22 protein-coding genes, 2 tRNA genes and 1 pseudogene are annotated in these 26,393 nt (G+C 70.5%); 16 read left to right on the forward strand and 9 right to left on the reverse strand.

Translation table 11 applies throughout. The annotated features are described in order from the left end of the window. Positions 1 to 78 precede the first annotated feature (78 nt). Positions 79 to 570, forward strand: a complete 492-nt coding sequence (locus RAN62_RS31860) for a hypothetical protein (RefSeq protein ID WP_305788529.1) — start codon at positions 79 to 81, stop codon at positions 568 to 570. Between the two features lie 57 nt (positions 571 to 627). Here the strand turns inward: RAN62_RS31860 and RAN62_RS31865 are convergent, their stop codons facing one another. From RAN62_RS31865 to RAN62_RS31880, 4 genes are all read right to left on the reverse strand, one after another. Continuing rightward, positions 628 to 1,320, reverse strand: a complete 693-nt coding sequence (locus RAN62_RS31865) for a hypothetical protein (RefSeq protein WP_305788530.1) — start codon at positions 1,318 to 1,320, stop codon at positions 628 to 630. A 315-nt stretch (positions 1,321 to 1,635) separates the two neighbouring features. Beyond that, the gene (locus RAN62_RS31870; RefSeq protein WP_305788531.1) at positions 1,636 to 2,442 is read right to left on the reverse strand and encodes a WecB/TagA/CpsF family glycosyltransferase; all 807 of its coding nucleotides are present in this window, start codon (positions 2,440 to 2,442) and stop codon (positions 1,636 to 1,638) included. A gap of 43 nt (positions 2,443 to 2,485) precedes the next feature. Next, the gene (locus tag RAN62_RS31875) at positions 2,486 to 3,559 is read right to left on the reverse strand and encodes an NAD-dependent epimerase/dehydratase family protein (RefSeq protein ID WP_305788532.1); all 1,074 of its coding nucleotides are present in this window, start codon (positions 3,557 to 3,559) and stop codon (positions 2,486 to 2,488) included. Between the two features lie 293 nt (positions 3,560 to 3,852). After that, positions 3,853 to 3,935: transfer RNA gene (locus RAN62_RS31880), tRNA-Leu, on the reverse strand. A 168-nt stretch (positions 3,936 to 4,103) separates the two neighbouring features. Here RAN62_RS31880 and RAN62_RS31885 point away from each other — a divergent pair. From RAN62_RS31885 to RAN62_RS31920, 8 genes are all read left to right on the forward strand, one after another. Next, complete coding sequence (locus RAN62_RS31885) at positions 4,104 to 4,883, forward strand: FHA domain-containing protein (RefSeq protein ID WP_305788533.1); 780 nt, start codon at positions 4,104 to 4,106, stop codon at positions 4,881 to 4,883. Positions 4,884 to 4,888: 5 nt separating this feature from the next. After that, positions 4,889 to 5,374: an FHA domain-containing protein FhaB/FipA gene (locus tag RAN62_RS31890; RefSeq protein ID WP_305788534.1), complete on the forward strand. Its 486-nt coding sequence runs from the start codon at positions 4,889 to 4,891 to the stop codon at positions 5,372 to 5,374. Then, a complete protein-coding gene (locus tag RAN62_RS31895) occupies positions 5,371 to 6,837 on the forward strand; it encodes a protein phosphatase 2C domain-containing protein (RefSeq protein WP_305788535.1) in 1,467 nt (488 codons plus the stop codon). The genes RAN62_RS31890 and RAN62_RS31895 overlap by 4 nt, the downstream gene beginning before the upstream one ends. An 83-nt stretch (positions 6,838 to 6,920) precedes the next feature. Continuing rightward, the gene (locus RAN62_RS31900; RefSeq protein WP_305788536.1) at positions 6,921 to 8,375 is read left to right on the forward strand and encodes an FtsW/RodA/SpoVE family cell cycle protein; all 1,455 of its coding nucleotides are present in this window, start codon (positions 6,921 to 6,923) and stop codon (positions 8,373 to 8,375) included. Further along, positions 8,372 to 9,874 (forward strand): peptidoglycan D,D-transpeptidase FtsI family protein, encoded by a 1,503-nt coding sequence (locus tag RAN62_RS31905; protein ID WP_305788537.1) that lies wholly within the window; start codon positions 8,372 to 8,374, stop codon positions 9,872 to 9,874. Before RAN62_RS31900 ends, RAN62_RS31905 begins: the two co-directional genes overlap by 4 nt. Position 9,875: 1 nt before the next feature. After that, positions 9,876 to 11,195, forward strand: a complete 1,320-nt coding sequence (locus tag RAN62_RS31910; protein WP_305788538.1) for a serine/threonine-protein kinase — start codon at positions 9,876 to 9,878, stop codon at positions 11,193 to 11,195. Then, positions 11,192 to 13,018 (forward strand): Stk1 family PASTA domain-containing Ser/Thr kinase, encoded by a 1,827-nt coding sequence (gene pknB, locus RAN62_RS31915; RefSeq protein WP_305788539.1) that lies wholly within the window; start codon positions 11,192 to 11,194, stop codon positions 13,016 to 13,018. Before RAN62_RS31910 ends, pknB begins: the two co-directional genes overlap by 4 nt. A gap of 87 nt (positions 13,019 to 13,105) precedes the next feature. Beyond that, complete coding sequence (locus RAN62_RS31920) at positions 13,106 to 14,191, forward strand: threonine aldolase family protein (protein ID WP_305788540.1); 1,086 nt, start codon at positions 13,106 to 13,108, stop codon at positions 14,189 to 14,191. On the opposite strand, the gene RAN62_RS31925 is transcribed toward RAN62_RS31920, so the two are convergent. From RAN62_RS31925 to RAN62_RS31935, 3 genes are all read right to left on the reverse strand, one after another. Beyond that, positions 14,178 to 15,053 (reverse strand): LamG-like jellyroll fold domain-containing protein, encoded by an 876-nt coding sequence (locus tag RAN62_RS31925; RefSeq protein ID WP_305788541.1) that lies wholly within the window; start codon positions 15,051 to 15,053, stop codon positions 14,178 to 14,180. The two genes, RAN62_RS31920 and RAN62_RS31925, sit on opposite strands and share 14 nt — an antisense overlap. A 375-nt stretch (positions 15,054 to 15,428) precedes the next feature. After that, the gene (locus RAN62_RS31930; protein ID WP_305788542.1) at positions 15,429 to 17,564 is read right to left on the reverse strand and encodes a (Fe-S)-binding protein; all 2,136 of its coding nucleotides are present in this window, start codon (positions 17,562 to 17,564) and stop codon (positions 15,429 to 15,431) included. A 174-nt stretch (positions 17,565 to 17,738) separates the two neighbouring features. Next, a complete protein-coding gene (locus RAN62_RS31935) occupies positions 17,739 to 18,002 on the reverse strand; it encodes a cell division protein CrgA (protein WP_305788543.1) in 264 nt (87 codons plus the stop codon). Between the two features lie 185 nt (positions 18,003 to 18,187). Here RAN62_RS31935 and RAN62_RS31940 point away from each other — a divergent pair, with 185 nt between their 5' ends. The 6 genes from RAN62_RS31940 to RAN62_RS31965 all read left to right on the forward strand — a co-directional run bounded on the left by RAN62_RS31940 (position 18,188) and on the right by RAN62_RS31965 (position 24,613). Further along, complete coding sequence (locus tag RAN62_RS31940) at positions 18,188 to 18,997, forward strand: DUF881 domain-containing protein (RefSeq protein WP_305788544.1); 810 nt, start codon at positions 18,188 to 18,190, stop codon at positions 18,995 to 18,997. A gap of 482 nt (positions 18,998 to 19,479) precedes the next feature. Further along, positions 19,480 to 21,150 carry a class E sortase gene (locus tag RAN62_RS31945; protein ID WP_305788545.1) on the forward strand — a complete coding sequence of 557 codons (1,671 nt, stop codon included), beginning with the start codon at positions 19,480 to 19,482 and terminating at the stop codon, positions 21,148 to 21,150. A 10-nt stretch (positions 21,151 to 21,160) separates the two neighbouring features. Beyond that, complete coding sequence (locus RAN62_RS31950; protein WP_305788546.1) at positions 21,161 to 21,430, forward strand: hypothetical protein; 270 nt, start codon at positions 21,161 to 21,163, stop codon at positions 21,428 to 21,430. 19 nt (positions 21,431 to 21,449) lie between these two features. Further along, entirely contained in the window at positions 21,450 to 22,109 is a 660-nt protein-coding gene (locus tag RAN62_RS31955) for an aminodeoxychorismate/anthranilate synthase component II (protein ID WP_305788547.1), read from the forward strand. 118 nt (positions 22,110 to 22,227) lie between these two features. Further along, positions 22,228 to 23,604, forward strand: a complete 1,377-nt coding sequence (locus tag RAN62_RS31960) for a hemolysin family protein (RefSeq protein WP_305788548.1) — start codon at positions 22,228 to 22,230, stop codon at positions 23,602 to 23,604. Then, positions 23,597 to 24,613, forward strand: coding sequence for a hemolysin family protein (locus tag RAN62_RS31965; protein ID WP_305788549.1), 1,017 nt, complete (start codon positions 23,597 to 23,599; stop codon positions 24,611 to 24,613). Before RAN62_RS31960 ends, RAN62_RS31965 begins: the two co-directional genes overlap by 8 nt. Before the next feature lie 219 nt (positions 24,614 to 24,832). Here the strand turns inward: RAN62_RS31965 and RAN62_RS31970 are convergent. Further along, positions 24,833 to 24,903, reverse strand: a tRNA-Gly gene (locus RAN62_RS31970). Positions 24,904 to 25,330: 427 nt separating this feature from the next. Beyond that, positions 25,331 to 25,645 (reverse strand): annotated as a pseudogene (locus tag RAN62_RS41275) (pyridoxamine 5'-phosphate oxidase family protein); the annotation flags it as partial. Between the two features lie 164 nt (positions 25,646 to 25,809). Between RAN62_RS41275 and dcd the strand changes: the two are divergent. Then, complete coding sequence (gene dcd / locus RAN62_RS31975; RefSeq protein ID WP_305788550.1) at positions 25,810 to 26,388, forward strand: dCTP deaminase; 579 nt, start codon at positions 25,810 to 25,812, stop codon at positions 26,386 to 26,388. Positions 26,389 to 26,393: the final 5 nt, after the last annotated feature.

Below are 26,393 nucleotides of genomic sequence, written 5' to 3' on the forward strand. Positions count from 1 at the left end.
GCGCCCGCACAGCGCATCGTCCCCCTCGCGTGACGGTGCGGGCGGACCAGATCAACGAGCGAGGCAAGGCGAATACAGATGACGATTGGTTCCGAGAACCTCAGCAACGGGTCCGCCACGGCGCAGGACAGATTCAGTGGCGGCGTGAGCGCGTACCGGCAGACCCGGCGCGAGTCCGCCCTGTCGGACCTGTCCGACGGCACCGAGGGTGAGCTGGTCTCGCGCAGTGTCAGCGGCTCCGGGCTGTCCTCGTCGGGGCTGCCGACCCGGACGCCCATCGAGCCGACCAGCGCGCTGGACCGCGCGGCGAAGCTGCCGTCGCTCGACCTCCAGGGCCTGAGCGAGCCGGTCTTCCCGCCGTCGGCGGGCAGCTGGGTCGACGCGGCGCCCGCGCCGTCGAAGGCCGAGCACTCGCTGTCGATGGCCGACCACCCGCTGCTGCGCGGGCTGCTGCTCGAGCTCCCGGCGCGCGGCACGATGCCGCCGTCGGACTGGCTGGACCGCTGGTTCGAGGCGGCCCGCTCGATCCTCGAGCTGCTCTACGTGCAGGAAGCGAAGCGCGGCAAGTAGCACCCACCCCGGTCGGCGGCGCGCCCGGGCGCGCTCATGGCGCGGCCGGCCCGTGGCTCAGGCGGCCAGATCCATCGGGCCGGCCGGAGCCGCCGCCGGCTTGGTGGTCAGGACGGAGGTCTCCTCGGGTACGGGCGTGTAGCGCTCGGCACCCGAGCGGACCGAGGCCGGGGCCCGCAGTCCACCGCGGCCCAGCGGGGCCAGCACGGCGAGGTTGAGCCGGCTGTGCCGGACGGCGTGCCGCAGGACCAGGGCCAGCACCAGCACGGCGACGACGGTGATGGCGATCCCGGCCACGTCGGCGCCGGGCACCTCGACGACGCCCCCGGCGATCGGCAGGCCGACGAGCGCCGCGAGCCCGGTGACCTGCAGCGGCGTGGCCACCCAGGGGTGGGCTGCGGCGGCGCGCAGGGCCGGCGGCGCGGGAGCGTGCGGCGCGTCCGTGAAGACACCGGCTCCGCGGCGCAGTTGCGCGAGGCGGCGGCTGGTCATCAACATCACCACCACCGCGGGTACGGCCGGCAGCAGCGCGGCCGCCGGAGCGGACGACTCGCCCGGCAGCAGGCCCGTCAGCACCGGCACGGCGAGCAGCACCGCGATCCCCGCACCGACCATCGTGGACAGGAGCCGGGTGCGCCGTCGAAGCTCCCGGGCTGTCCGGGCGCCCGGCAGCGCGTCGGCGAGCAGCCCGGAGGTGAGCCAGGCGGCGGCGAGGGCGCCGATGAGGATGAGGTCCGTCGCGGTGTTCACATTGACAGGTTTCACCTGTGCCGCAAGTCGCGAAACCGGGATAACACCGGATCGGGCCCCCGTAGGGGTTGCTCAATCGCCTTGAGTAATCAAGCGTTCACTGTGGGCTCTCACTCCGCTGGGCGAAGTGGACATTGCCCCCTGTTGCGGCCGTGACGGGTGTCCTAGTGTCGGGTGCCAGACGCCCGGTGCGGCGCGGGACGGGCAGGGTCCTCGCGCGGCGCCGGCGGTCACGGGCTCGACCTGGGGAGGTCGGCCGGGATTCCGCCCGCACCACGGGACAGGGCGGATCCCGGCACCCCCGCCGGGTGGGTCTCAGACCGCGAAGCTGATCACCTTGTCGGTGGTCGGGGCCGGCGGGCGCGCCTTCCACAGGCCCGTGCGCTGCAGGGCGAGCCGGGCGAGATAGTTGGGGTTGAGCAGGATGTAGCGCTTCCACAGCCGCTTCGGCTCGAGGAAGAGGCGCCAGAGCCACTCGAGGGAGTACTTCTGCATCCACGCGGGCGGGTTCTTGAGCAGACCCGCGTGGTAGTCGAAGGCGGCTCCGACGGCGAGCAGCGGCATGTCGAGCAGGGGCCGCATCGCGTACGCCCAGACCTCCTGGCGCGGGCAGCCGAGCCCGACGAGGACGACGCGCGCGCCGGACGCCTTGATCCGGTCGGCGATCTCGACATCCTCGCCGGGGTGGTTCTTGCGGAACTTGGAGGGCTCCACGCCGGCGATCTTCAGGGCCGGGAACATCCGCTCGAGCGCCGGGAGCAGCGCGTCGAGGGTGGGCTGCGTCGACCCGTACAGGTAGACGGGCAGGCCCTCGGCGGCGGCCTGGCGCAGCACGCGCAACGTGAGCTCGGGCCCGTAGACCCGGTCGGCCAGGTTGGCGTGGTGCAGCAGGTTGAGCGCTCCGCGGACGGGCTGGCCGTCCGGCGTCACCAGGTCGAAGGAATTGAGCCGCGCGTTGTGCGCCTTGTCCTGCACGCCGGTCATGACGCCGTGCACCGCGAGGGCGGTCACGGCATAGTGCCGGCGCAGGCGGGCCGCCTCGATGATCTTCGCCGTGGCGGCCTCGTAGTCGACGGCGTCGACCAGCACGCCGAGAACGTTGCGCTTCCCCTGGTCGATCATGCTGTGCCCTCCGGGCGTGCGGTGCCGGCGTGCGTGCGGTCGATCACGGCTGCGGAACCCACTTGCCGACGTTGGCGTCGTGGATCTCCTGGAGGATCATCGGCACGTCGTAGACCTGCTTCCACTCCGGGTAGTCGGCCTGGAACGCGGCCATCGAGCCGATCCACCACTGGTGGTCGCCGATGCGGTTCTCCTCGACATACTCGGTGATCATCTCGGTGCCGCTGATCTCCTCGGCCAGGGCGAACGCCTCGAGGTTGGAGACGTTCGAGTGGCGGCCGCCGCCGAGGTTGTAGACCTTGGCGGAGCCGGGCTTGCGGAAGAATGCCTCGAACGCGCTGAGCACGTCGTGGCTGTGGATGGCGTCGCGCACCTGCTTGCCCTTGTAACCGAAGATCCGGTACGTCCGGCGCTCCATGTTGGCCCGCATGACGTACCCGAGGAAGCCGTGCAGCTCCGTCGCCGAGTGGGCCGGGCCGGTGAGCGTGCCCCCGCGGAAGATCGCCGTCTTCATGCCGAAGTAGCGGCCGTACTCCTGCGCCATGACGTCCGAGGCGACCTTCGACGCGCCGAAGACCGAGTGCAGCGTCTGGTCGATCGACATGTCCTCGGTGATGCCCTCGTACCACTGGTGCGAGGGGTCGAGCTCCCAGCGCGTCTCCTGCTCGACCAGCGGCAGCCGGTTCGGCGTGTCGCCGTAGACCTTGTTGGTCGAGCAGTGGATGAACGGCGACTCGATGCAGAAGTCGCGCGTGTTCTGCAGCATGGTGAGCGTGCCGCCGGCGTTCACGTCGAAGTCCGTGTACGGGTCCCGGACCGCCCAGTCGTGCGAGGGCTGCGCCGCCGTGTGAATCACCACAGCGATGTCCTTGCCGTACCGTTCGAAGATCTTCCGGACCGCGTCCCTGTCCCGGATGTCGACCCCGTGGTGCTCATATTTGCCGCCGAGCTCCTGCTGCAGCCGCTGCACGTTCCACGCGGTCGAGGCCTCGGCCCCGAAGAACTCCTGCCGCATGTCGTTGTCGATCCCGACCACATCCAGGCCGAGCCCGGCAAAGTGCCGAACCGCCTCGGACCCAATCAGGCCACCTGATCCAGTAACCAGAGCAACGGCCACGAGCGAACTCTCCAAGCCTCAGCCACCAAAAAACAGACGCGAGCATACCGCCCACGCCCCACCCACCCCGCCGACCCGCGACACGCCCGCCCAGCGCAACCCGCGCAAGCGAGCGAAGCGAAGCGTCAACAGCGCAGCGTGAAAAAATTTCGCGTCAGCGACTACGGCCCGCCGCCGGCTCCCGCACAGCGCCCACCGCAACGTGGGGTTTCCGGGGGCTCGGCCCCCGGAGCAGGAATAACGAGTGAGGCCCCGTCCGCGCTTTTGCGGACAGGGCCTCACCGACTCACTCGTGGGGATGGGGGGAGTTGAACCCCCACGTCCTTTCGGACACACGGACCTGAACCGTGCGCGTCTGCCATTCCGCCACATCCCCGTGGCACTGCGTTAGCCGGGACAGACTACGCTGTCTCCAGTTACATCGTGAAGAGGTGCTCCCCGCGACGGAGGAAACATTAGCACGGCGTCGGGGGGCGTCATACGAGGGTCAGGAGCGACCGGCTGCATCGGCGCGGGGATGCGCAAGCGGCGGCCGGATACCATCATGTCCTCGGAACCCGAGGAGGAGCCGGTGAGCGTGCTGCAGCGCTTTGAGAAGCGATTGGAAGGCCTGGTCGAAGGGGCCTTCGCGAAGGTGTTCAAGGGTGTCGTGCACCCTGTCGAGATTCTGAATGCCATGCAGCGGGAGGCCGAGGCCCACAAGGCTATCCTCGCCGGTGGCCGGACTCTCGTGCCGAACCGCTACGTGATCGATCTTTCGCCCTACGACCACAGCAGGCTGGCGCCGTACGCCGCCGCGCTGGCCCAGGAGCTGGCCCAGTCGCAGGCGGAGTTCATCGGCGAGCAGGCCTGGACGGTCTACGGCGACGTGATCGTGGAGATCGAGCGGGGTGACGGGCTGGACACGGGCATGTTCCGGGTCACGGCCGAGGTCTACACCGGCGGCGAGGTCGCCCCGGTGCAGCAGCCCGCCTACGACTCCCAGCCGGCGTACTCGCCGTACGACCAGGGTGGCTACCAGCAGCACGGCGGGCACAACGGCCGCAACGTCGGCCTGGTCTCCGGCGACGGGCGGACCTACCCGCTGCAGATGGGCTCGACGGTGATCGGCCGGGGTGACCAGGCCAACCTGCGTCTGCCCGACGTCGGCATCTCGCGCCGCCACGCCCGGCTGGACTACGACGGCAGCCAGGTCGTGCTGACCGATCTCGGCTCGACGAACGGCACGATGGTCAACGGCCAGCGCGTGTCGGCCGTGGCGCTGAACCCGGGCGACATGATCCAGCTGGGCACGACCACGCTGACGTTCCGAGTGGACGGCTAGGCACCTTGCCCGAATTCGTCCTCACCGTCGCCCGCTTCGGCTTCCTCATCCTGCTGTGGATCTTCGTGTTCACGGTGGTCGGGGTGATCCGGAAGGATCTGTTCGCCGGCGTCCGGACCAAGAGCATCGTCGCCACGCCGAGGGGCGTGGGCGGCGTGATGGCTCCTGGCCGCCCGGCGGCGAAGGCCAAGCGGGGCAAGACCGCGCGGCAACTGGTCGTGACCGCCGGTCAGCTGGCCGGCACCCGGATCACACTTGGTGAGGCGCCGATCACGATAGGGCGTGCCGAGGATTCCACCCTCGTCATCACGGACGACTTCGCGTCGGCCCGGCACGCCCGTCTCGTGCCGCGGGAGGGGCAGTGGTTCGTCGAGGATCTCGGCTCGACGAACGGCACGTACCTCGATCGCGGTAAGGTCTCCGGGCCCACCCCCGTCCCCCTTGGCGTGCCGATCCGGATCGGCCGCACTTCTCTCGAGTTACGGCCATGACTCTGACCCTGCGTTACGCCGCCCAGAGCGACCGCGGTCTGATCCGAGACGGAAACCAGGACTCCGTCTACGCCGGACCGCGGCTCCTTGCCGTCGCCGACGGCATGGGCGGCATGGCCGCCGGTGACGTCGCCAGCAACATCGTCATCGCGGCCATGGCTCCGCTCGACGAGGACGTCCCCGGCGATGCGCTGGTCGACGCCCTCCGTCACGCGGTCGGCACGGCCAACCAGACCCTGCGCGACACCGTCGACGCCAACCCGGCGCTGGAGGGCATGGGCACGACGCTGACCGCCGTGCTGTTCTCCGGCTCCAAGCTGGGCATGGTGCACATCGGTGACTCGCGCGCCTATCTGCTCCGCCAGGGCGAGTTCGCCCAGATCACCAAGGACGACACCTACGTCCAGATGCTGGTGGACGAGGGCCGGATCAGTCCCGAGGAGGCGAGCAGCCACCCGCAGCGCTCGCTGCTCACCCGCGCGCTCGACGGCCGGGACATCGACCCGGAATACTCCGTGCGCCAGGTGCTCAAGGGCGACCGCTATCTGATCTGCAGCGATGGTCTCTCCGGTGTGGTCAGTGCCGAGACCATCGGCGACGCCATGCGGGACATCCCGGATCCGCAGGCGTGTGTCGAGCGTCTCGTGCAGCTCGCGCTGCGCGGCGGCGGCCCCGACAACATCACCGTGGTGATCGCCGACGCGACCGACGCCTTCGTCGAGCAGGCGCCCATCGTGGGCGGCGCGGCCGCCCGCGACCGGGGCAACTCGACCGTCGCCGACAGCTCCACCGCGGCGGCCCGCGCGGCCGCGCTGCAGGCGCCCCGCCCGTCCCAGCCGGAGGCCAGCGCCTACGAGCAGCCGGAGCCGGAGCCGCAGCCCAAGCGGCACCCGGTGCGGACCAGCCTGCTGGCCCTGCTGCTGCTCGGTGTCCTCGGCGGCGGGCTCTACTTGGGCTACCGCTACACCCAGGACCAGTACTACGTCGGCGCGACTGACGCGGGCCAGCTCGCCGTCTTCCAGGGCGTGCCCGGGCAGATCGCCGGGCTCGACCTCTCGAGCGTCGCCGAGACGAGCCCCGCCAGCCTCGACGACCTGACCACGGTCGCGCAGGACCGGGTCAAGCAGGGCATCCACGCGGACAGCAGGACCGACGCCCAGCGCCGGCTGCTCGAGCTGACCAGCGAGGACGCGTCCAACCCCAACCTCAAGCCCGTGTGCGCGGTGCCGTCGGAGACCCCGTCGGTGTCCGCCTCGGCCACCCCGTCCGCGGGGAAGTCACCGGCTTCCGCCCGGGCCGGTGCCACCTCGGCCTCGGCCAAGGCCGGTGCCACGTCGGCTTCCGCCAAGGCCGGTGCCTCCTCGACGCCTGACTCCGAGCCCTCCACCTCGCCGGATGCCCAGCCCTCGGAACCGACACCGCCGGTCACCAGCGACCCGGTCGGGTGCCGGCCCGTCGACTGAGCGCCGCGCCCGACCGAAGTCTGGGGACTGCTTTCTTGACCGCGCCCGCCCTTCCGGCTCCCACACCCGCACCCACGGGTGAGATGCCGCGCGTCTCGGGCACGAAGACGGGACGCAACGCCGAGCTGGGTCTGCTCGCCCTAGCCATGATCATCGTGGCGATCTACGCCGCCATCGTGGAGTCCAACCAGCTCGACAAGGTCACGTCGACCTTCTGGGTGCCGGCCGCGCTGCTCAGTGCCCTGTTCCTCGGCCTGCACACGGTGGTGCGCTTCGTCGCCCCGTACGCCGATCCGGTGTTGATCCCGGCCGTTGCCCTGCTCAACGGGCTGGGCATCGGCTTCCTGCGCCGCCTCGACATCGGCGACGCGCTCGGCAAGAAGCTCGATCCGCCCGGCATCTTCGGCGGGCTCGGCGGCCGCCAGCTGGCCTGGACGCTGATCTCGCTCATCCTGGCGTCGGTGCTGCTGGTCATCATCCGGGACCACAAGGTCGTCTCGCGCTACGCGTACACCCTGGGCCTGGCCGGCATCGTGCTGGTGATGATCCCGGCGATCCTGCCCGCCAGCATCTCCGAGATCAACGGCGCCCGCCTGTGGATCCGGGTCGGCCCGCTGTCGCTGCAGCCCGGTGAGTTCGCCAAGATCGCGCTGGTCTCCTTCTTCGCGTACTACCTGGTGCGCAAGCGGGAGGTCCTCTCCCTGGCCAGCCGCCGCTTCCTGGGTCTTGACTTCCCCCGCGGCCGCGACCTGGGTCCGGTCGTCACGGTCTGGCTGCTCTCGCTGCTGGTCCTGGTCTTCGAGAAGGACCTGGGCACGGCCCTGCTGTACTTCGGCCTCTTCGTGGTCACGCTCTATGTCGCCACCGAGCGGGCGAGCTGGCTGATCATCGGTCTGCTGCTGTTCTTCGGCGGCGTCTATGTCGCCTATCTGCTGGGTGCCGCGATCGGCGGCCCGTTCGCGAACTTCTACGACCGCGCCTCGGTCTGGCTGCACCCGTTCGACCAGGAGAACTACTTCCGGGAGTTCGGCAGCAGCTACCAGCTCGTGCAGAGTCTGCTGGGTCTGGGCACCGGCGGCCTGTTCGGCTCGGGCCCCGGTAACGGGTCGCCCCGGTTCGTGCCCGAGGTGCAGACCGACTTCATCTTCGCCGGCATGGGCGAGGAGATCGGGCTGTTCGGGCTGTCCGCGCTGCTGGTCTGCTACCTGCTGATCGTCGAGCGGGGTCTGCGCGCCGCCCTGGGCGTCCGCGACTCGTTCGGCAAGCTGGTCGCCGGCGGCCTGGCGTTCACCCTCGGTTTGCAGGTCTTCGTCATCCTGGGTGGCATCACCGGGCTGATCCCGCTGACCGGCCAGACCACCCCGTTCCTGTCCGCCGGCGGTTCGTCGCTCATGGCCAACTGGCTGTTGATCGCCATGCTGCTGCGGATCTCCGACGCGTCCCGCAGCCCGGTGACGGGCGGCCCGGCCAACCAGCCCGGCCCCAAGCAACCGCCGGTGCAGCTGCACGGCGCCATGACGGAGGTGATCAAGCCGTGAACGCACCACTGCGCAAGGCCGGCGTGGTCATCATGGTCCTGTTCGCCCTTTTGTTCGCCAACCTCAACTGGGTCCAGGCGTACAGAGCGGACAAATACCGGAACAGCGACTGGAACTCCCGGGTCCAGGTCGCCGAGTACGAGGTGCCCCGCGGCACGATCGAGGCGGACGGCAAGGCGCTCGCCGAGAGCAAGCTGACCGACGATGCCCTCAAGTACCTCCGGACGTACCCGGAGAAGCAGATGTACGCCCCGGTGATCGGCTACAAGCCGGTCAACCTGGGCGAGGTCGGCATCGAGCGCAGCGAGGACGAGTTCCTCTCCGGCGCCAGCGACAAGCTCTTCGCCGACCGGGTGAGCTCCATGTTCACCGGCGACCAGCCCGGCGGCGGCAACATCGTGCTGACCTTGAAGACCAAGGCGCAGGAAGTCGCCTGGAAGCAGATGACCAACAACGAGCGCGGCGCGGAGAAGGGGTCGGCGATCGCGCTCGACCCGCGGACCGGCGCGGTGCAGGCGATGGTCTCGATGCCCAGCTACGACCCGAACCCGCTGGCCAGCCACACCACCAAGTCGGCCGCGGCGGCGTACGACAAGCTGATCAAGGACAAGGACAACCCGCTGCTCAACCGCAGCGTCGCGGAGACCTACCCGCCAGGGTCCACGTTCAAGGTCATCGTCTCCGCGGCGGCGCTGCGGGACGGCATGTCGCAGAACGACGAGATCGAGGCCGGCGGGAGCTACACGGCACCTGGGTCCGGCGCGCCGATCCACAATGCCGAGTCGGAGACCTGCGCCAGCTCGCAGGTCACCCTCAAGGAAGCGCTCACGACCAGCTGCAACACCGGCTACGCCCAGCTCGGCGTCAAGCTCGGCGCCGACAAGGTGAAGAAGGAAGCCCAGGCCTGGGGGTTCGAGCAGGACGACCTGACCGTCGGCAACCTCGACGGCTCGGGCCTGCCGGTCGCCACCAGCCGCACCGGCGCCATGCAGAACGCGGACGGCAGCACCGACCAGGCCGCCCTGGCCCAGTCGTCGATCGGGCAGAAGGACGTCCGGATGACGGTCATGGAGGGCGCCCTGATGGCGGCCACGGTGGCCAACGGCGGCAAGCAGATGCGGCCGTACCTGGTGCAGCAGGAGCTCAACGCGGACCGCAGGCCGATCTACAACGCCTCGCCCAAGACGCTGCGCACGCCGATCGACGGCACCATCGCCAACGACCTCAAGGAAATGATGGTCAGCGTCGTCGAGAACGGCACCGGCCGGCGGGCCCGGATCGACGGCTTCACGGTCGGCGGCAAGACCGGCACGGCGCAGAACGGCCCGAACGCCAACCCGCACGCGTGGTTCGTCGGCTTCGCGTACAACGACAAGGGCGAGGCGGTCTCGGCCGCGTGCGTCATGCTGGAGAACGCGGACGGCAGCAGCGTCAGCGGCGAGGCCGCGCGCATCGCCGGACTCATCATGAAGGCGGCTGCCGGAGGGGGAGGGGACTGACGTGATCAGCCCTGGGGTGACCCTTGGCGGCCGCTACCGCCTGGACGAGCGGATCGCCGGCGGCGGCATGGGGGACGTGTGGCGTGGCACGGACGACGTGCTGGGCCGGACGGTTGCCGTCAAGATCCTGCTGCCCGCGCTGCTGGACGAGCCCGGCTTCGCCGAGCGCTTCCGCGGCGAGGCCAGGACCATGGCCACCATCAATCACCCCGGCGTGGTCGACGTCTACGACTACGGCAGCGACCAGCAGCTCGCCTTCCTCGTCATGGAGTACGTCGAGGGCGACGCGCTGTCGCGCACGCTCAGCCGGGTCGGCCGGCTCACCCCGGCGCGGACCATGGCGCTGGTCGCGCAGGCCGCCGACGCGTTGCAGGCGGCGCACGCGAACGGCATCGTGCACCGCGACGTCAAGCCCGGCAATCTGCTCGTACGCCCGAATGGCACGCTGGTCCTGACCGACTTCGGCATCGCCCGCTCGGCGCTCGTCGGCCAGCTGACGGTCGCCGGCTCGGTGCTCGGCACGGCGTCGTACATCTCTCCGGAGCAGGCCTCCGGCGCGGTGGCGACCCCGGCTTCCGACGTCTACGCGCTCGGCGTGGTCGCGTACCAGTGCCTCTCCGGCCACCGGCCCTTCGACGGGGCGACGCCGATAGAGATCGCGATGAAGCACGTACGGGAGCACCCGCGCCCGCTGCCCGCCGACATTCCGCCCGCGGTGCGCGCGATCGTCGACCGGGCCATGGCCAAGGACCCGGGCACCCGCTGGCCGACCGCCGCCGCGATGGCTGCGGTGGCGCGTCAGGCGGCGTCGTCCATCAACACCCAGGTGCACCAGCCCGCCGTCAACGGATCGGTGCGCCCGCACTCGGGCGGCCCCGCGGTCAACCGGCCGCAGTCGGGTGCGCCCACGTCGGGCAGCCCGCAGTACCCCGGCTCGGGCGCGGCGCGGGTGCCGTACCCGCCGGTGCCCCGGCCCGTCTCCGGCGGCCAGGGCGCGCGGGGTGCGGCCTCGGTGCCTCCGGCCCAGCAACAGCAGCAGCCCTACCGGCATCCCGGTGCGCCGGCCATGCCCCATCCGCAGCCCGCGCCCAAGCAGGGTGACGGCTCCGGCGGACGCCAGGTCCTCATCGTGCTCGCCGTGGTGCTCGCGCTGCTCGTCCTGCTCTGCGCCGGGGTGATCTCGTTCCTGCTCAAGCAGGGAAACACGAATGCCCTGGGCGCGGCCGAACCGCAGACCACGGTGGCGTCGTACCGTCTTACGAAGCAGGCTGGCCCTCCGGCCGGCCTCATCCCGGCGACCGAAGGACGACAGACGTTATGACGGCGCAGGCCCGCCTGCTCGGTGGCAGGTATCAGGTCGGCGAGCTGCTGGGTTACGGCGGTATGGCCGAGGTGCACCGGGGTCGCGACCTCCGGCTCGGCCGCGACGTGGCCATCAAGATGCTGCGCTCCGACCTGGCCCGGGACGCCACGTTCCAGGAGCGCTTCCGGCGCGAGGCGCAGAACTCGGCGGCCCTCAACCACCCCGCGATCGTCGCTGTCTATGACACGGGCGAGGAGACGTCGGACGCCGGCGAGCGGCAGCCGTTCATCGTCATGGAGTTCGTCAGCGGGCACACGCTGAAGGACGAGCTGGCCGCGCAGCAGCGCATCCCGACCCGGCGCGCCCTCGAGATCATCGCGGACATCTGCGCCGCGCTGGAGTTCAGCCACCGGCACGGGATCATCCACCGCGACATCAAGCCCGGCAACGTGATGATCACGGCCAACGGGCAGGTCAAGGTCATGGACTTCGGCATCGCCCGGGCCCTGGCCAGCGGCGCCACCACGATGACGCAGACCAGCGCGGTCATCGGCACGGCGCAGTACCTGTCGCCCGAGCAGGCGCGCGGCGAGTCCGTCGACGCCCGCTCCGACGTCTATGCCGCCGGCTGCGTGCTCTTCGAGCTCCTGGTGGGTCACCCGCCGTTCGTCGGCGACAGCCCGGTCAGCGTTGCGTACCAGCACGTACGCGAGACACCGCGCGCCCCGAGCGACATCAACCACGAGGTGCCGCCGGAGGTCGACGCGATCGTCCTCAAGGCGCTCGCCAAGAACCCGCTCAACCGCTACCAGAGCGCGCAGGAGATGCGGGCCGACGCCCTGCGCGCCGTGGCGGGCCGCCCGGTCATGGCCCCCGCGGTCATGACCGAGGCCGAGACCATGGCGATGACCGGCGGCCTGATGGGGGCCCAGGCGCCCACGGCGATGACCCGGGCCATCCCCAACTCCACCACCGGCGCCCGCCCGGTGGTGCAGCCGCAGCGCAGGAATTCCTCCTGGGTGATGGCCGCGCTGGCCGCCCTGGGCGTGCTCACGGTGATCGCGCTGGGCATCGGTCTCGTCCTGGCCAACAACAACGGCGACGAGAGCGGCGACGCGCCTACGACGAAAGCGCTGCCCGAGGTCACCGGCGACAAGCTGAAGGACGCCCTCAACTCGCTCAAGACCGCCGGCTTCACCAACGTGGTGGAGGGCACCGCCGAGGAGCAGAAGAACTGCGGCGACACGGTGATCCGGCAGGAGCCGGTGGCGACCACGCAGGTCACCCTCGACCAGCAGATCACGCTGATCCCGTGCAAGGACCCGGCCAAGGTCCGCGTGCCCTCCAACCTCGAGGGCGGGTCCGAGGACGCGGCCGTCGAGGCGCTGAAGGGTCTCGGCCTGGTGGCCGAGGTCGAGCGTGTTGACAGCGCCTCCGAGGAGGGTCGGGTCGTCGACGTCGAGAAGGAGGGCGAGCAGGTCGATCCGGGCACGGAGATCACGGTCTCGGTGTCCCGCGGCAACCTGGTCGAGATCCCGGACGTGAAGGGCAAGCAGCTCGAGGTGGCCAAGGCCCTGCTCGAGGAGAAGGGCTTCACCAAGATCCAGGTCGAGGAGTCGAACCAGCAGGGCGAGGCGGGCACGGTGGTCGCCCAGACGCCCGGCGCCAACCAGAAGCGCGGCAAGTCGACCACCATCACGCTGACGGTCATCGCCGAGCAGGAGCCGGAGCCCGACCCCTCGTCGCCCGAGCCCGACCCGAGCGGCTCGACCCCGCCGGACGACGGTGGCGACGGCGGCGGTGACGGGGAAGGCAACGGCGTACCAGGCCTCTTCGGCTGACGCCCGAGTTATCCACAGGGCTTCGCGTTGTCCACAGGCCCGGCCATCGTCTCGGTGGCCGGGCCTTGTGCTGGCTAGCCTTCGTCCATGAGCCGGATTCATGACGTGACGTGGCGGGGCTTCGGCAGCGACAACTATGCCGGGGCGCATCCCGAGGTGCTGGCGGCGATCGCCGAGGCCAACGGCGGGCATCAGGTCTCCTACGGGGCCGATGTCTACACCCAGCGGCTGGCCGAGGTCGTCCGCGAGCACTTCGGCGCGCGGGCCGAGGTCTTCCCGGTCTTCAACGGCACCGGGGCGAACGTCGTGGCGCTCACCGGGCTGCTGCCGCGCTGGGGTGCCGTGATCGCGACGAGCACGGCCCACCTGCACACCGACGAGAACGGCGCTCCCGAGCGAGTCGGTGGGCTCAAGGTGCTGACCGTCGACACCCCGGACGGCAAGCTCACGCCCGAGCTCGTCGACCGGCAGGCGTGGGGCTGGGGCGACGAGCACCGGGCGCAGCCGCTCGCCGTGAGCATCACCCAGACCACCGAGCTGGGCACGCTCTACACCCCCGACGAGGTACGCACCCTCGCCGACCATGTCCACGCCCAGGGCATGACGCTGCACATGGACGGCGCGCGCGTGGCGAATGCGGCCGCTGCCCTGGGCGTGCCGTTGCGGGCCTTCACGACCGATGCCGGCGTGGACGTGCTGAGCTTCGGTGGCACCAAGAACGGCCTGCTCTACGGGGAGGCGGTCATCGTCCTCGACCCGTCCGCCGTGCGGGGGCTGACCTATCTCCGCAAGCTGACCATGCAGCTGGCGTCGAAGATGCGCTTCGTGAGCGCGCAGCTGCTGGCGCTCTTCGCGGACGACCTCTATCTGCGCTCGGCCGGGCACGCCAACGCGATGGCGGCCCGGCTGCGCACGACCCTCGAGCGGGCGATCGCCGCCGGGGAGGTCACCGGGTTGGGCTTCAGCCGGCCGACGCAGGCCAACGCCGTGTTCGCGGTCCTGCCCCGGGAGGCGGCGGACCGCATCCGGGAGAAGGTGCCGTTCTACGACTGGGACCGGGCGACGGGCGAGGTGCGCTGGATGACCGCCTTCGACACCACCGAGGCGGACGTGGACGCGTTCGCGGCGGTGATCCGCGCGGAGCTGGCGGGGGCCAGCCTCAGCCGATCATGAGGAACACGTTGTCGATCTGGCCGGCGTACTGGTCGTTGCCCTTGCCGGCACCCTTCCCGCCGACGCGCAGTGGCTCGGCGTTGGCGATGGAGAGGTTCTTGGGGACGGGCACCGCGGCGCGCTCGACGCCGTCGACGATGAGCGAGAGGCGGTTGGCGCTCCGGGCGCACATGAGGGTGTGCCACTTGCCGTCGGCGACGTCGACGCGGGGCTCGGCGCGATAGATCGTCCGGGTGCGGCCGGCCACCACGCAGCTCGGGTGGCCCTGGGTGTGGTCGACCTGCAGCTTGAACTGGCTGCCGCCGCCGACCGAGTAGCCCTTCTGGAAGACGTTGGCCCCGTCGGCCAGGTCGCTGTGGGACATGCGGATGGAGGCGCCGTACCGCATCGGGCGGGTGCCCGGGTTGAGGTTGTCGTCGCGCAGGCCTTGGAGGATCGCGCGGGGGCACTCGCGCTCGCGGACCAGGGTGCAGCGGTTGGGATATTGGACGGCGAGGCCCTTGCCTTGGCGGACCAGGCTCAGGGTGCCGCCGTTCTGCACGTGCGGGCGCAGCAGGTAGCCGCCGTGGGTGTCGGTGATCGGGCGGTTCACGCCGCCGTCGAAGGTGTAGCGGATCGAGACCGATTCGCGCGCGGTGCCGATCTTGCTCGTCTGGGCCTGGGCGGCGAACGCGGCGGTGTCGCTGGTCAGCACGCCGGCGGAGGGCCGGGGCGAGGGCTCGTGGGACACCGGGCGCGGATGCCGCGGGGCGGCGTCGCTCGGCTCGGCGAAGTGGACGGCGCTGAGCAGGGTGATGCCGAGGATTGCGATGGTCGCCAGCGCACCGAACGGGCTGAACCATGACCGGCGAGTGTCGTACATGCGGCTATTGTCCAAATGCCGGCATTAAGTGTTAAGTCCAAACTCCGGGTCGGCGCAAAAGTGGCATAAAGCACTCCCACGCGGTAGCCCGATCGGCGGTCCCACCCCTCCCGACAGCCCCCAAACCTCCAAGCCTATCGCGTTCCGTTGCGGCGCGATCACCGTGCGACGCTCGCCCGTGCCGTAGAACGTCGGCCGCGTGGCGTGGTGTGAGGCGCGGTCGTGCGGCGTGGCTTGGGGCGCGAACCGAGCGGCGTCGTGTGGAGCGCTGGCTGTTCGCAACAGTCGCAGCAAACGCAACCGCGCTGGTCGTCGCGGCTTGGAAACGGCGAACGCCCGACGGGTGGGCCGTCGGGCGTTCGGTGGAGTTCCGGGTCAGGCCGGGGTTTTTTCCGGCTTGATGCTGCGGAGGAGGACGCTGGCGACGTCGACGACTTCGACGTTGTCTTGTTCGCCCTTGCCGGTGACGCCGTCGCCGATCATGGTGTAGCAGAAGGGGCAGCCGACGGCGATGGTCTTGGCGCCGGTGGCGAGGGCCTCTTCGGTGCGTTCGACGTTGATGCGCTTGCCGATCTTTTCCTCCATCCACATGCGGGCACCGCCGGCGCCGCAGCAGAAGGAGCGTTCGGAGTTGCGGGGCATCTCGACGAGGTTGGCGGCCGAGCCGAGGACCTCGCGGGGCGCCTCGAAGACCCGGTTGTGGCGGCCCAGGTAGCAGGGGTCGTGATAGGTGACGTCGCCCTCGATGGGCTGGACCGGGGTGAGCTTGCCGGTCTGGACCAGGTGCTGGAGCAGCTGGGTGTGGTGGACGACCTCGACCTTCAGGCCCAGCTGCTCGTACTCGTTGCCGAGGGTGTTGAAGCAGTGGGGGCAGGTGGCGACGATGCGCTTGACGTTGGCTTCCTGCAGGGTCTCGACGTTTTGCTGGGCGAGCATCTGGAAGACGAACTCGTTGCCGATGCGGCGGGCCGGGTCGCCCGAGCAGGTCTCGCCCTCGCCGAGGATGGCGAAGTCGACGCCGGCCTCGTGGAGGAGGGTGGCGACGGCCCGGGTGGTCTTCTTGGCGCGGTCCTCGAAGGCGCCGGCGCAGCCGACCCAGAAGAGGTAGTCGAAGTCGGCCTCGCCCACGCGCTTGATCTCGAAGTCGAGGCCCTTGGTCCAGTCCTCGCGGGTGTTCTGCGGGGCGCCCCAGGGGTTGCCCTTGTTCTCGAGGTTGCGCAGCATGACGCCGGCCTCGGCCGGGAACGACGACTCGATCAGCACCTGGTAGCGCCGCATGTCGACGATGTGGTCCACGTGCTCGATGTCGACCGGGCACTGCTCGACGCACGCGCCGCAGGTGGTGCACGACCAGAGCACGTCGGGGTCGATGACGCCCTGCTCCTCCTCGGTGCCGATCAGCGGGCGGTTGCCCTCGGCCAGGGCGAGCACGTCCATGTGGGCCAGCTGCGCCTCGGTGGCCTTCTCCTCACCGGTGAGGTCCTTGCCGCCTCCGGCCAGAAGATAAGGCGCCTTCGCGTACGCATGATCGCGCAGCGACAGTACGAGCAGCTTCGGTGACAGCGGCTTGGCGGTGTTCCAGGCGGGGCACTGTGACTGGCAGCGGCCACATTCGGTGCAGGTCGAGAAGTCGAGCAGGCCCTTCCAGGTGAACTGCTCGACCTGGGCGACGCCGAACTGGTCCTTCTCCGGGTCGGCCTCCTCGAAGTCGAGGGGCTTGCCCTGGCTCATCATCGGGCGCAGCGCACCGAGGCCCGAGCCCGCCGGCTTCTCCGGGGCGCGCTTGAAGAAGATGTTGAAGAAGGCCAGGAAGCGGTGCCAGGCCACGCCCATCGTCACGTTGAGCGCGATGGTGATCAGCCAGCCCATGGAGATGAAGATCTTGACCAGGGCCACCCAGGTCGGGCCGTCGGCCGCGGCGGGCAGGAGCGCACCGACGCCGTGGCTGACCGGGGTCGCCCAGGTCGCGTACTCGAAGGTGTCGTTGGCGACCTTGAACCCGCGGATGAGGAAGCCGCAGATCAGGACGCCGACGATGATCGCTTCGACGAAGTAGCCCTGCCACATCGTCGAGCCCGCGAAGCGCGACAGCTTGGCCCGGCGCGATCGCTGGCGCACATAGATCAGGTAGAGGATGCCGAGCAGGCCCAGGACGCCGATCCACTCGGTGACGAAGCCGTAGACGACCCAGTGGCCGATGATCGGCAGGCCGTGCGCCGGGTCGACGATCTCGAAGTAGGCCTCGAGCACGAGCAGGAACAGGATCATGAAGGAGACCATCACGAACCAGTGCGCCGCGCCGATCGCGCTCCATTTGAGCATGCGGGTGTGACCCAGGGTCTCGACCAGCATGGTCTTGGTGCGGGTGCCCTTGTCGGTGAAGCGGGCCGGGTCCGGCTGACCCTGCCGGATCACTGCCGTCATCGAGATGACGGCGCGCACCGCGAGGACGACGGCCACGATCGTGATCGCGCCGGCCAGGACGGTGGCGACGATCTGAGCGACGCCCATCTGCGTTGTGCCTCCTCGGTCGGGGGTCCCGACCTATGTTACCCATCAGTAATCAGATTCCGCGCGCAAGAACCCCCAGCATGACCCGGGTGTACGCGGCCACGCGCGCGACAAAAGCCGAAAGCGCACCTTCGGGAACGTGCCCCGGAGGTGCGCGGTCGGATCAGAGCGGACTCAGCGCCAGCGCGAGAGGATCGCCAGCGAGGCGACCATGGAACCGAAGCCGACGAGCAGGTTCCAGTACTGCCACGACTCCACCGGCCAGCGCTGCTCGGAGAGGTAGTACACGACCAGCCACGCGATGCCGAAGACGATCAGGAAGACGGCCGTGATCGGCAGCCAGACCGGACTCGGCTTCTTCGACGCGGCCGTGACCGCGGGACGGATGTCCGTCGGCGGCGTGTAGACCTTCTTCTTGCGAACCTGTGACTTCGGCACGGTGCTCTCCTGAGGGCAACAAGTGGTGAACAACCCACCTCTGAGCGGCTCCGGGGACTCCGAAAGCTGCCCGTGGCGAATACTGTTCGATAGCTAGCGTAGTCAAGACGGCACGCGCACAGGCACCCGCCGGTGGCTTTTCGGTCACTGCAGGGTCACGGACATCCTCGGGGAGGAAGGCCGACGTGGAGTACACCACGGGGACGCCCTCGTGGCGACTTGTCATGCGCCGCGCCTTGAGCGCGTTGCGGCCACGGCGTCTGGGGCAGCGGCAGGGCGGCTGGGGGCTGGGCGTGCCATTGATCGCCCTCGCTGCCGGACTGCTCTTCACGACCTCCGCCACGACCGCCGACGGCACGGCTCTGCGCGATGACCGGCGCCCCCAGCTGGCCCAGCTGATCGCCGACAAGCGCGAGCGGGTCGAGCAGCAGGACGAGCGCGCCTCCGATCTGCTCGCGGAGGTCGACCGCGACTCCGCCAAGCTCGCCGACACGGACGTTCCGGTGAAGAAGGCCCGCGAGCGAGCCGACGCGCTGCGGCAGCAGGCCGGCTTCACCGATCTCGGCGGCCCCGGTCTCACCGTGACCCTCAACGACTCCTCCCGGCGGCCCGCGGACATGTCCGGAGACGACGTCCAGAACGACGATCTCGTCGTCCACCAGGGTGATGTTCAGGCGGTCGTGAACGCTCTCTGGGCTGGTGGGGCCGAGGCAATGTCAATCATGGATGTCCGTGTGATCTCCACGAGCGCGGTACGCTGTGTCGGCAACACGCTGCTGTTGCACGGCCAGGTGTTCTCGCCTCCTTTCAAGATCACGGCGATCGGCGAACCCACAGACATGCGCCGAGCGTTGGAGTCCTCTGAAGGTGTTCAACAATTTCGGGACGCCGTGGCCAGTTTCGGCCTCGGCTACACGGAGACCGTCGAGAGGAACGTGACTGTGCGGGCGTACGACGGGTCGAGCGACCTCCGATCCGCCGAGGTCACCGAGTGATGGTGCCGGAGACGGGCAACGGGGGAAGAGCCGGATCCGGCCGGCACCGAGCGCCGGACGGCGACGCGCAGACCGCTTTCATCCCCCGGATCAGCGACGCCTCCCCGGACGGCGTCCCCGGCGGGCCACTCGACCCTCCGGTGGGTCTCGGCGGCACATCCTGGCCCTCCGCAGCGAACGCGCCGGGCCGGGCCACCGACACGCCGACGCCGGGCCGACCGGTGCCGCCGCCGGGCAGCGCCTCGGGGACGCCGGCCTTCGAGCCGCTGCCGACCCGCCCGGGAGACCCGGCGCAGATCCGTCCGGCAGACCCGGCGCAGGTCCGTCCGCCAGACTCGTCGCAGGGGCGCCCGGCACAAAGCCGCCCGGCAGAATCGGCGTCGGCGCAGGCGCAGGCGCAGGGCTGGGCAGGGAACTCCGCATCGAGCGGGACACCGGCTCCGGCTCCGGCTCCGACCGAACTGGCCGGTGCGGACCCCGTGGTGGCCAAGGCCGCCGCGGCCGCCCGCGCCCGGTCCGGAGGGGTGCGGCCGAGCTCGCCCGCCGGCGGTGACTTCAGCTTCTTCCCCGGCGGCCAGGGCACGCCCGACCCGGCCCGGCCGAGCAGCCCCGCACCGGTGAACGGCACGACGCCCATGAACAACGTGACCTCAGGGAACGGCACGACTGCGGCCGACGCCGGGTCACCCGCATGGCCGAGCGAACCGCTTCCGGCCCCGGGCGGCGGCAACGCCACGGTGAGCCGCCAGGGCGACCGCGCGCCAGCGGCTGACGGGACAGGTGCCTTCGACGAGTTGCCGGCCGACAACTATCGGCGTGGCCGGCGTCGGGCCGCCGAGCCGCAGGAGTTCCAGGACCAGGGCACCACTTCCCCGGTAGGCGGCAACGACCAGAGCCGTCCCGGCGACGTCGCAGCGTGGGCCACGGCCAGGGACACCGGGGCCTGGGACCGGCAGGACATCCGCATCGACCGCCCGGACCCGCGCACAGCCGACCCGCACCCTGCGGACTTGCGCGGAGCCGACCCGCACCCCGCGGACTTGCGCGGAGCCGACCCGCGCACAGCCGACTCGCGCACAAGTGACCCACGCGCAGCTGCGCCGGGCCTCGACACCGGCGGCTGGAAGCGCCCCGAGGAGCGCCCCGCCGCCCCGGCCGGGCCCGCCGAGACGGCGATCATCCGGACGGCGGACGCGCCCACGGGACTGCTGCCCGCCGTACCGAAGAAAGACCAGGCCAACCGCCCTCAGGAGACGAACGCAGCCGTGCGCACCCCCCTGCCCGACGGAAAAGACGGCAAGGACAAGGGGACGGCGTCCGTCGCCGCGGCGGCGATCGGGCTGCCGCGGGGCGGGGACGAGCCGGTCGAGGACGACAAGCCCAAGCGCGGCGAGAAGGTCGTCAAGCTGCGGCCCGAGCAGACCGACGCCGGCTACAAGAGCGTCTATTCCGAGCTGACCCGGCCGACCCTCGGCTCGCGGATCCGCGCCGGCGTGCGGGTGTCCGGCGAGTTGATGATCACGTTCGGGCTGGTGGTGCTGCTGTTCGCCGGGTACGAGGTGTTCGGCAACTCGGCGAAGGTCGAGAACGAGCAGGACACCCTGGCGCAGCAGCTCGACGAGGAGTGGAACGATCCGACCGTCGCGCCGAGCGGGCCGGCCAAGGCCGCGCCCGCGGCGCCCGGGGAGGGCAAGATCGGGCGCCTTTACATCCCGAAGCTGGACATGAAGTGGGTCGTCGTCAACGGCGTGCGGCCGCAGGACATCCGCTACGCGCCCGGGCACTACCCGGACACGGCGCTGCCCGGGCAGGTGGGCAACTTCTCCGTCGCCGGCCACCGGATCCGCAAGATCTTCTGGCGGCTGGACGAGCTGCACGACGGCGACGTGATCGGGGTCGAGACCCGCACCAACTGGTACGTCTACAAGGTCAGCTCGAGCGAGGTCGTGAAGCCGACAGCGGTGCAGGTCGTCGCGCCCGTCCCCGACCAGCCCGGCAAGAAGCCGACCAAGGCGATGCTGACGCTGACCACCTGCAACCCGAAGTTCAACAACTATCAGCGGCTCATCGTGCACGCGACGCTCGTACAGACGCTCAAGCGCGACGCCAAGCTGCCCGACGCCGGCAAGCCCGCGGAACTCACGAAGGCCTGAGGAACGATCTGTGTACGCCTGGATCTGGCGCAAGCTGCCCTTCGGGCTCTGGGGCAAGCTGACGGGCTCGATCGTGCTCGCCGTCGCGGTCATGTCCCTGCTCTGGTACGTCGTCTTCCCGTGGGCGACGCCACTGCTGCCCTTCGACGACGTGCAGGTCGGCACCGAGCAGACCGAGCAGCAGGACCCCAACGCGGTCATCCCCGGCGACGAGGGGCCGGACGAGATCCCCTACCCGGTCGACTCCAACAACCCCCACCCGTCGGAGAGCCCCCGATGACAGAGGAAGAGAGCCCGCGATGACCAGCGCACCCATCCTGGTGATCGACAACTACGACTCGTTCGTCTTCAACATCGTGCAATATCTCGGTCAGCTCGGCGCCGAGTGCGAGGTGCGGCGCAACGACGAGATCTCGGTGGCCGACGTCGCCGGGTTCGGGGCGGCCGGCATCCTGCTGTCCCCCGGCCCGGGCACGCCCGAGCGCGCCGGGATCATGCTCGACGTCATCCGGGAGTACGCGGGCCAGGTCCCGATGTTCGGCGTCTGCCTCGGCCACCAGGCGATCGGCGCCGCGTTCGGGGCCACGGTCACGCGCGCGCCCGAGCTGTTGCACGGCAAGACCTCCTCGGTGCTGCACCACGGCGACGGAGTGCTCGCCGGGCTGCCCGACCCGTTCACGGCCACCCGCTACCACTCGCTGGCCGTGGTGCCGGAGACGTTGCCGGCGGAGATCGAGGTCACCGGGCGTACGGAATCGGGGGTGGTCATGGCCATGCGCCACCGCACGCTGCCGATCGAGGGCGTGCAGTTCCACCCCGAGTCGGTGCTCACCGAGGGCGGGCACACGATGCTGGCCAACTGGCTCGCCACGTGCGGTTTCCCGGAGGCTCGGGAGCGCGCGCCGCAGCTGGCGGCCGAAGTCGAGACCCGCCGCCGCGCCGCCTTCGCCGACGCATGAGAAGCGGACGCACGGCCGCACGCGAGAAGCGGCCGCACGGAAGTAAGCGAACGCATAAAAAGCAGTAACGCGAAAACCCGTCCGGTTCCGGCACAATAGGGGCCGAGGTGAACCGATCATGGACGGCCTGCTCCTGACCGCGGTGCTGCCGCTGGCGGCCTTCGCGCTGCTCACGGCGGGCAACGCCTTCTTCGTGGCCGCCGAGTTCGGGCTGGTCACGGTGGACCGGGTCAAGATCGGCGCCCGGGCCGACGCGGGCGACCGGCGGGCGGCGACCGTGCGGCACGCCCTGCACGAGCTGTCGTTCCAGCTGTCCGGCACGCAGCTCGGCATCACGCTGACGACGGTGCTGACCGGCTATCTGGCCGAGCCGGCGCTGTCCCGGCTCTTCACCCCGGCGATCGAGCCACTGGCCGGCGGGCACACCGAGACGGTCACGCACGTGCTGGCCCTGGTGCTGGCGACGCTGCTGTCGATGCTGTTCGGGGAGCTCGTACCCAAGAATGCGGCCCTGGCCCGGCCGATGCGCGTCGCGCTGACCACGGCGGCGCCGCTGCGGACCTTCTCCCGGCTGTTCAAGTGGCTGATCAGCGCGCTCAACGGCTCGGCGAACTGGCTGGTCCGGCGGCTCGGCATCGAGCCGCAGGAGGAGCTGGCCAGCGCGCGGTCGCCCGAGGAGCTGGGCCTGCTCGCCGCGATCAGCGCCCGGGCCGGTGCGCTGCCGGCCGAGACCGCGACGCTGCTGCGCCGCACGATCCGCTTCGGCGAGAAACGCGCGGCCAAGGCGATGACGCCGCGCGTCGACGTGGTCGGCCTCAAGACCACGGCCAGCGTCGCGGACCTGCTGCGGGTCGCGCGCGAGACGGGACACACCCGCTTCCCCGTGTACGAATCCACGCTCGACCTGGTCGTCGGCGTCGCAGGCGTGCCGGACGCTCTGGGCGTACCGATGGATCGCCGCGCGACCACCCGGGTGTCGGCGGTGGCGCGCGAGCCGGTGTACGTGCCGGAGAGCCTCGGCCTCGACAAGGTGCTGAGCGCGTTGCGGGCGGCCGATGCGGACCTCGCGATCGTGGTCGACGAGTACGGCGGGACGGACGGCGTGGTCACCGTCGAGGATCTGATCGAGGAGCTGGTCGGGGAGATCGCCGACGAGTACGACTCCGACTTCCCGGACGCGGCCGGCGCGGACCTGACGGCGCCGGACGGGGGCCGGACGTTCCTGGTCGACGGGCTGCTGCGCGAGGACGAGCTGGCCGAGCAGACCGGTTTCCGGCTGCCCGAGGGCCCGTACGAGACGCTCGCCGGCTTCTTGCTCGCCAAGCTCGGCCACATCCCGGTCGCCGGGGAGTCGATCGAGGACGAGGGCTGGGAGTTCACCGTGCGTGAGGTCGACCGGCACCGCATCGAACAGGTCAGAGTCGTCGCCCCGCCCGACTCGGCCTCCGCTCTCGCCTTCCCGCCGCGATCAAAGGCGGAGCCCGCCGATGACTGAGCTGCTGGTCACAGTGCTGCTGCTGGCGGGCAACGCGCTGTTCGTGGGCGGGGAGTTCGCGCTGATCGCCTCGCGGCGCACCGCCCTGGAGCCGCTGGCCGAGACGTCCCGGCCCGCCCGCTGGGCCCTGTCCGCCATGAACCAGATCCCGCTGATGATCGCCGGCGCGCAGCTGGGCATCACGATCTGCTCGCTGGGGCTGGGCGCGATCGCCGAGCCGGCGCTGGCCCACCTGCTCGAGGGCCCGTTCACGGCCGCGGGGCTGCCGGAGAGCGCGGTGCACCCGGTCGCGTTCGTCCTGGCGCTGGTCGTGGTGGTCTTCCTGCACACGGTCGTCGGCGAGATGGTCCCGAAGAACATCACCCTGGCCGGCCCGGAACGCTCGGCGCTCGTGCTCGGCCCGTTCATGCTGGCCTTCTGTACGGCCACCCGCCCGCTCCTCACCGCGATGCGCTGGGCCGCCCGCACCGTCCTCTCGCTGTGGAAGGTCGAGGCCACAGACGCCGTGCAGACCGTGTTCACGGCGGACGAGCTGGCCGGCATGGTCACGCAGGCCCGGGCCGAGGGGCTGCTCGGCACCGAACAGTACGAGCGGATCCACGCCGCCCTGGGCCTCAACGACCGGCAGGCCGCCGACCTCCTCAAGCCGTGGACCCAGGTCACCACGGTGGCCGACGACGCCTCGCCCGCGACGATCGAGGCCGTGGCCACCCGCAGCGGACGCTCCCGTTTCCCCGTGGTCCAGCGCGAGTCGCGACGGGTGCTCGGCTTCGTACACGTCAAGGACGTCCTCGGCTACCAGGGAGCGCAGCGCCGCCTCCCCATCCCGCCCGAAGTCATCCGGCCCCTGGCCGTGGTCCCACCCGACCGCAACGTCGCCGACCTCCTCCTCACCATGCGCCGCGACCGCCGCCACATAGTCCTGGTCACCGACGGCCGACGGCCACTAGGCGTAATCACCCTCGACGACGTCCTCCACGCCGTAGTGGGCGAACCAGCCGTCCGCTGAGCCCCCACGCCCGCACCGGTCCAATGGCACGTTGATGGCACGCGGCCGCTGACGCGCTCAGAGCACTACCGCACTGTGGGGCTCGGGGGCTCGTCCCCCGGCGGGCGACCACCAACGACCGTGACCACCCGCACCGTGGGGGCGCGGGGGGCTCGGCCCCCGGCAAAATGGCGAGGAGGCCCGGTCCGCGCTTTCCGCGGACACAGGCCTCCTCCGACGAGCGGGTGACGGGAATCGAACCCGCACTGTCAGCTTGGGAAGCTGATGTTCTGCCATTGAACTACACCCGCAGGCGGGCCCCACTGTACCTGATTGGCGGGGACAGTGGGGGACCGCCTCGAGTAGGCGCCGGCTGGGCGTGGCGCGGCCCAGTCCCCTCCCGACCTGGCAGCGCGACGCGGTCGCAGTTCGCGGTGCCCGGCCGGCGCCTACGTTCTTGGGGCCGTGGCTACTAGTTCGAGGGTGATGGTCCTGGTGGGGTGGGGTTGGGCGGGGTCGCGCCGCTCCTCGGGGCGGCGGGCGGGGGTGCTGGGGGCGGCGCGGGGTGGTGTCGGCGGTGGTGGGGCTGTCGGCGGTGTCGCGGCTAACGGGGTAGCGGAGGCTCAGGGCGAGGGGGAGGGCGCCGGCGGGGCCGTGGCGGCGGAGCATGGCGGTCTCGATCGTGAGCTCGAAGAGGCGCCAGTCGACGGCGGGGGAGGCGTGGAGGGCGTCCGCCAGACGGGTGATGACGGATCGGTCGGTGACGGGGTGGGCGTGGCCGGTGACGTAGGCCTCGTCGTCGGCCTCCTCGGGTGGGTAGGAGTGGAGGGCGTAGCGGCCGTCGCGCTCGAGGTCGCGGCGTTTGGCCGAATCCACCACGAAGCAGTAGAGGCCCTCGTCGGTGACCACGGGGGAGACCGGGTGCACACGGGGGCCGCCGTCCGCGCGGACCGTGGCGAGGTAGCCCATGCCGGGGCCGTACTGCAGGAGCAGTGCGCGGATGGCCGAGGCGAGCTGGGGCTCGGCTGCGGTGAAGTCGGACCAGGAAGCCATGGGGAGATTCTATCGAACATTTGTTCGATTGGACCACTTGTCGGGTGGGAGGTTCTTTGTGGTTGCGGGCGGCTCTGCTCGGCCGGGGTGGCAGACTTGGGACTCTCTGTCTGCTGCGGCGGGTGGCGGCCGGGGCGGGCGGGCGTGGCCGGTATGGTGGGCCGATGCTGCTCTCCGACCGTGACCTGGTCTCCGAGATCAAGGCCGGCAACCTCGCTCTCGAGCCCTTCGAGCCCGAGCTGCTGCAGCCGTCCAGCATCGACGTGCGGCTCGACCGCTACTTCCGGGTGTTCAACAACCACCTCTACACGCACATCGACCCGGCTGAGCGGCAGGACGACCTGACGGCGCTGGTCGAGACCGCCGACGGTGAGCCGTTCGTGCTGCACCCGGGGGAGTTCGTGCTGGCCTCGACGCTGGAGGTCATCACGGTGGGCGACCAGTTCGCCGCGCGACTGGAGGGTAAGAGCAGCCTCGGGCGGCTCGGGCTGCTCACGCACTCGACCGCCGGGTTCATCGACCCCGGCTTCTCCGGGCACGTGACGCTTGAGCTGTCCAACGTGGCCAATCTGCCGATCAAGCTGTGGCCGGGCATGAAGATCGGCCAGCTGTGCATCTTCCGGCTGTCCAGCCCGGCTGAGCACCCGTACGGGTCCGCGGTCTACGGTTCCCGCTACCAGGGCCAGCGCGGTCCGACGCCGAGCCGCAGCGCCCTGAACTTCCGCACCTGGCCGACGGCCTGAGAGGA

This window comes from Symbioplanes lichenis (assembly GCF_030709675.1).
Classification (GTDB): domain Bacteria; phylum Actinomycetota; class Actinomycetes; order Mycobacteriales; family Micromonosporaceae; genus Actinoplanes; species Actinoplanes lichenis.

Coding starts and splice junctions, on each gene's coding strand:
- RAN62_RS31900 (WP_305788536.1), top strand. CDS start 6,921: ATGCCGCGCGTCTCGGGCACGAAGACGGGACGCAACGCCGAGCTGGGT.
- RAN62_RS31860 (WP_305788529.1), top strand. CDS start 79: ATGACGATTGGTTCCGAGAACCTCAGCAACGGGTCCGCCACGGCGCAG.
- RAN62_RS31955 (WP_305788547.1), top strand. CDS start 21,450: ATGACCAGCGCACCCATCCTGGTGATCGACAACTACGACTCGTTCGTC.
- RAN62_RS31965 (WP_305788549.1), top strand. CDS start 23,597: ATGACTGAGCTGCTGGTCACAGTGCTGCTGCTGGCGGGCAACGCGCTG.
- RAN62_RS31920 (WP_305788540.1), top strand. CDS start 13,106: ATGAGCCGGATTCATGACGTGACGTGGCGGGGCTTCGGCAGCGACAAC.
- RAN62_RS31930 (WP_305788542.1), bottom strand. CDS start 17,564: ATGGGCGTCGCTCAGATCGTCGCCACCGTCCTGGCCGGCGCGATCACG.
- RAN62_RS31960 (WP_305788548.1), top strand. CDS start 22,228: ATGGACGGCCTGCTCCTGACCGCGGTGCTGCCGCTGGCGGCCTTCGCG.
- RAN62_RS31895 (WP_305788535.1), top strand. CDS start 5,371: ATGACTCTGACCCTGCGTTACGCCGCCCAGAGCGACCGCGGTCTGATC.
- pknB (WP_305788539.1), top strand. CDS start 11,192: ATGACGGCGCAGGCCCGCCTGCTCGGTGGCAGGTATCAGGTCGGCGAG.
- RAN62_RS31870 (WP_305788531.1), bottom strand. CDS start 2,442: ATGATCGACCAGGGGAAGCGCAACGTTCTCGGCGTGCTGGTCGACGCC.
- RAN62_RS31885 (WP_305788533.1), top strand. CDS start 4,104: ATGTCCTCGGAACCCGAGGAGGAGCCGGTGAGCGTGCTGCAGCGCTTT.
- dcd (WP_305788550.1), top strand. CDS start 25,810: ATGCTGCTCTCCGACCGTGACCTGGTCTCCGAGATCAAGGCCGGCAAC.
- RAN62_RS31925 (WP_305788541.1), bottom strand. CDS start 15,053: ATGTACGACACTCGCCGGTCATGGTTCAGCCCGTTCGGTGCGCTGGCG.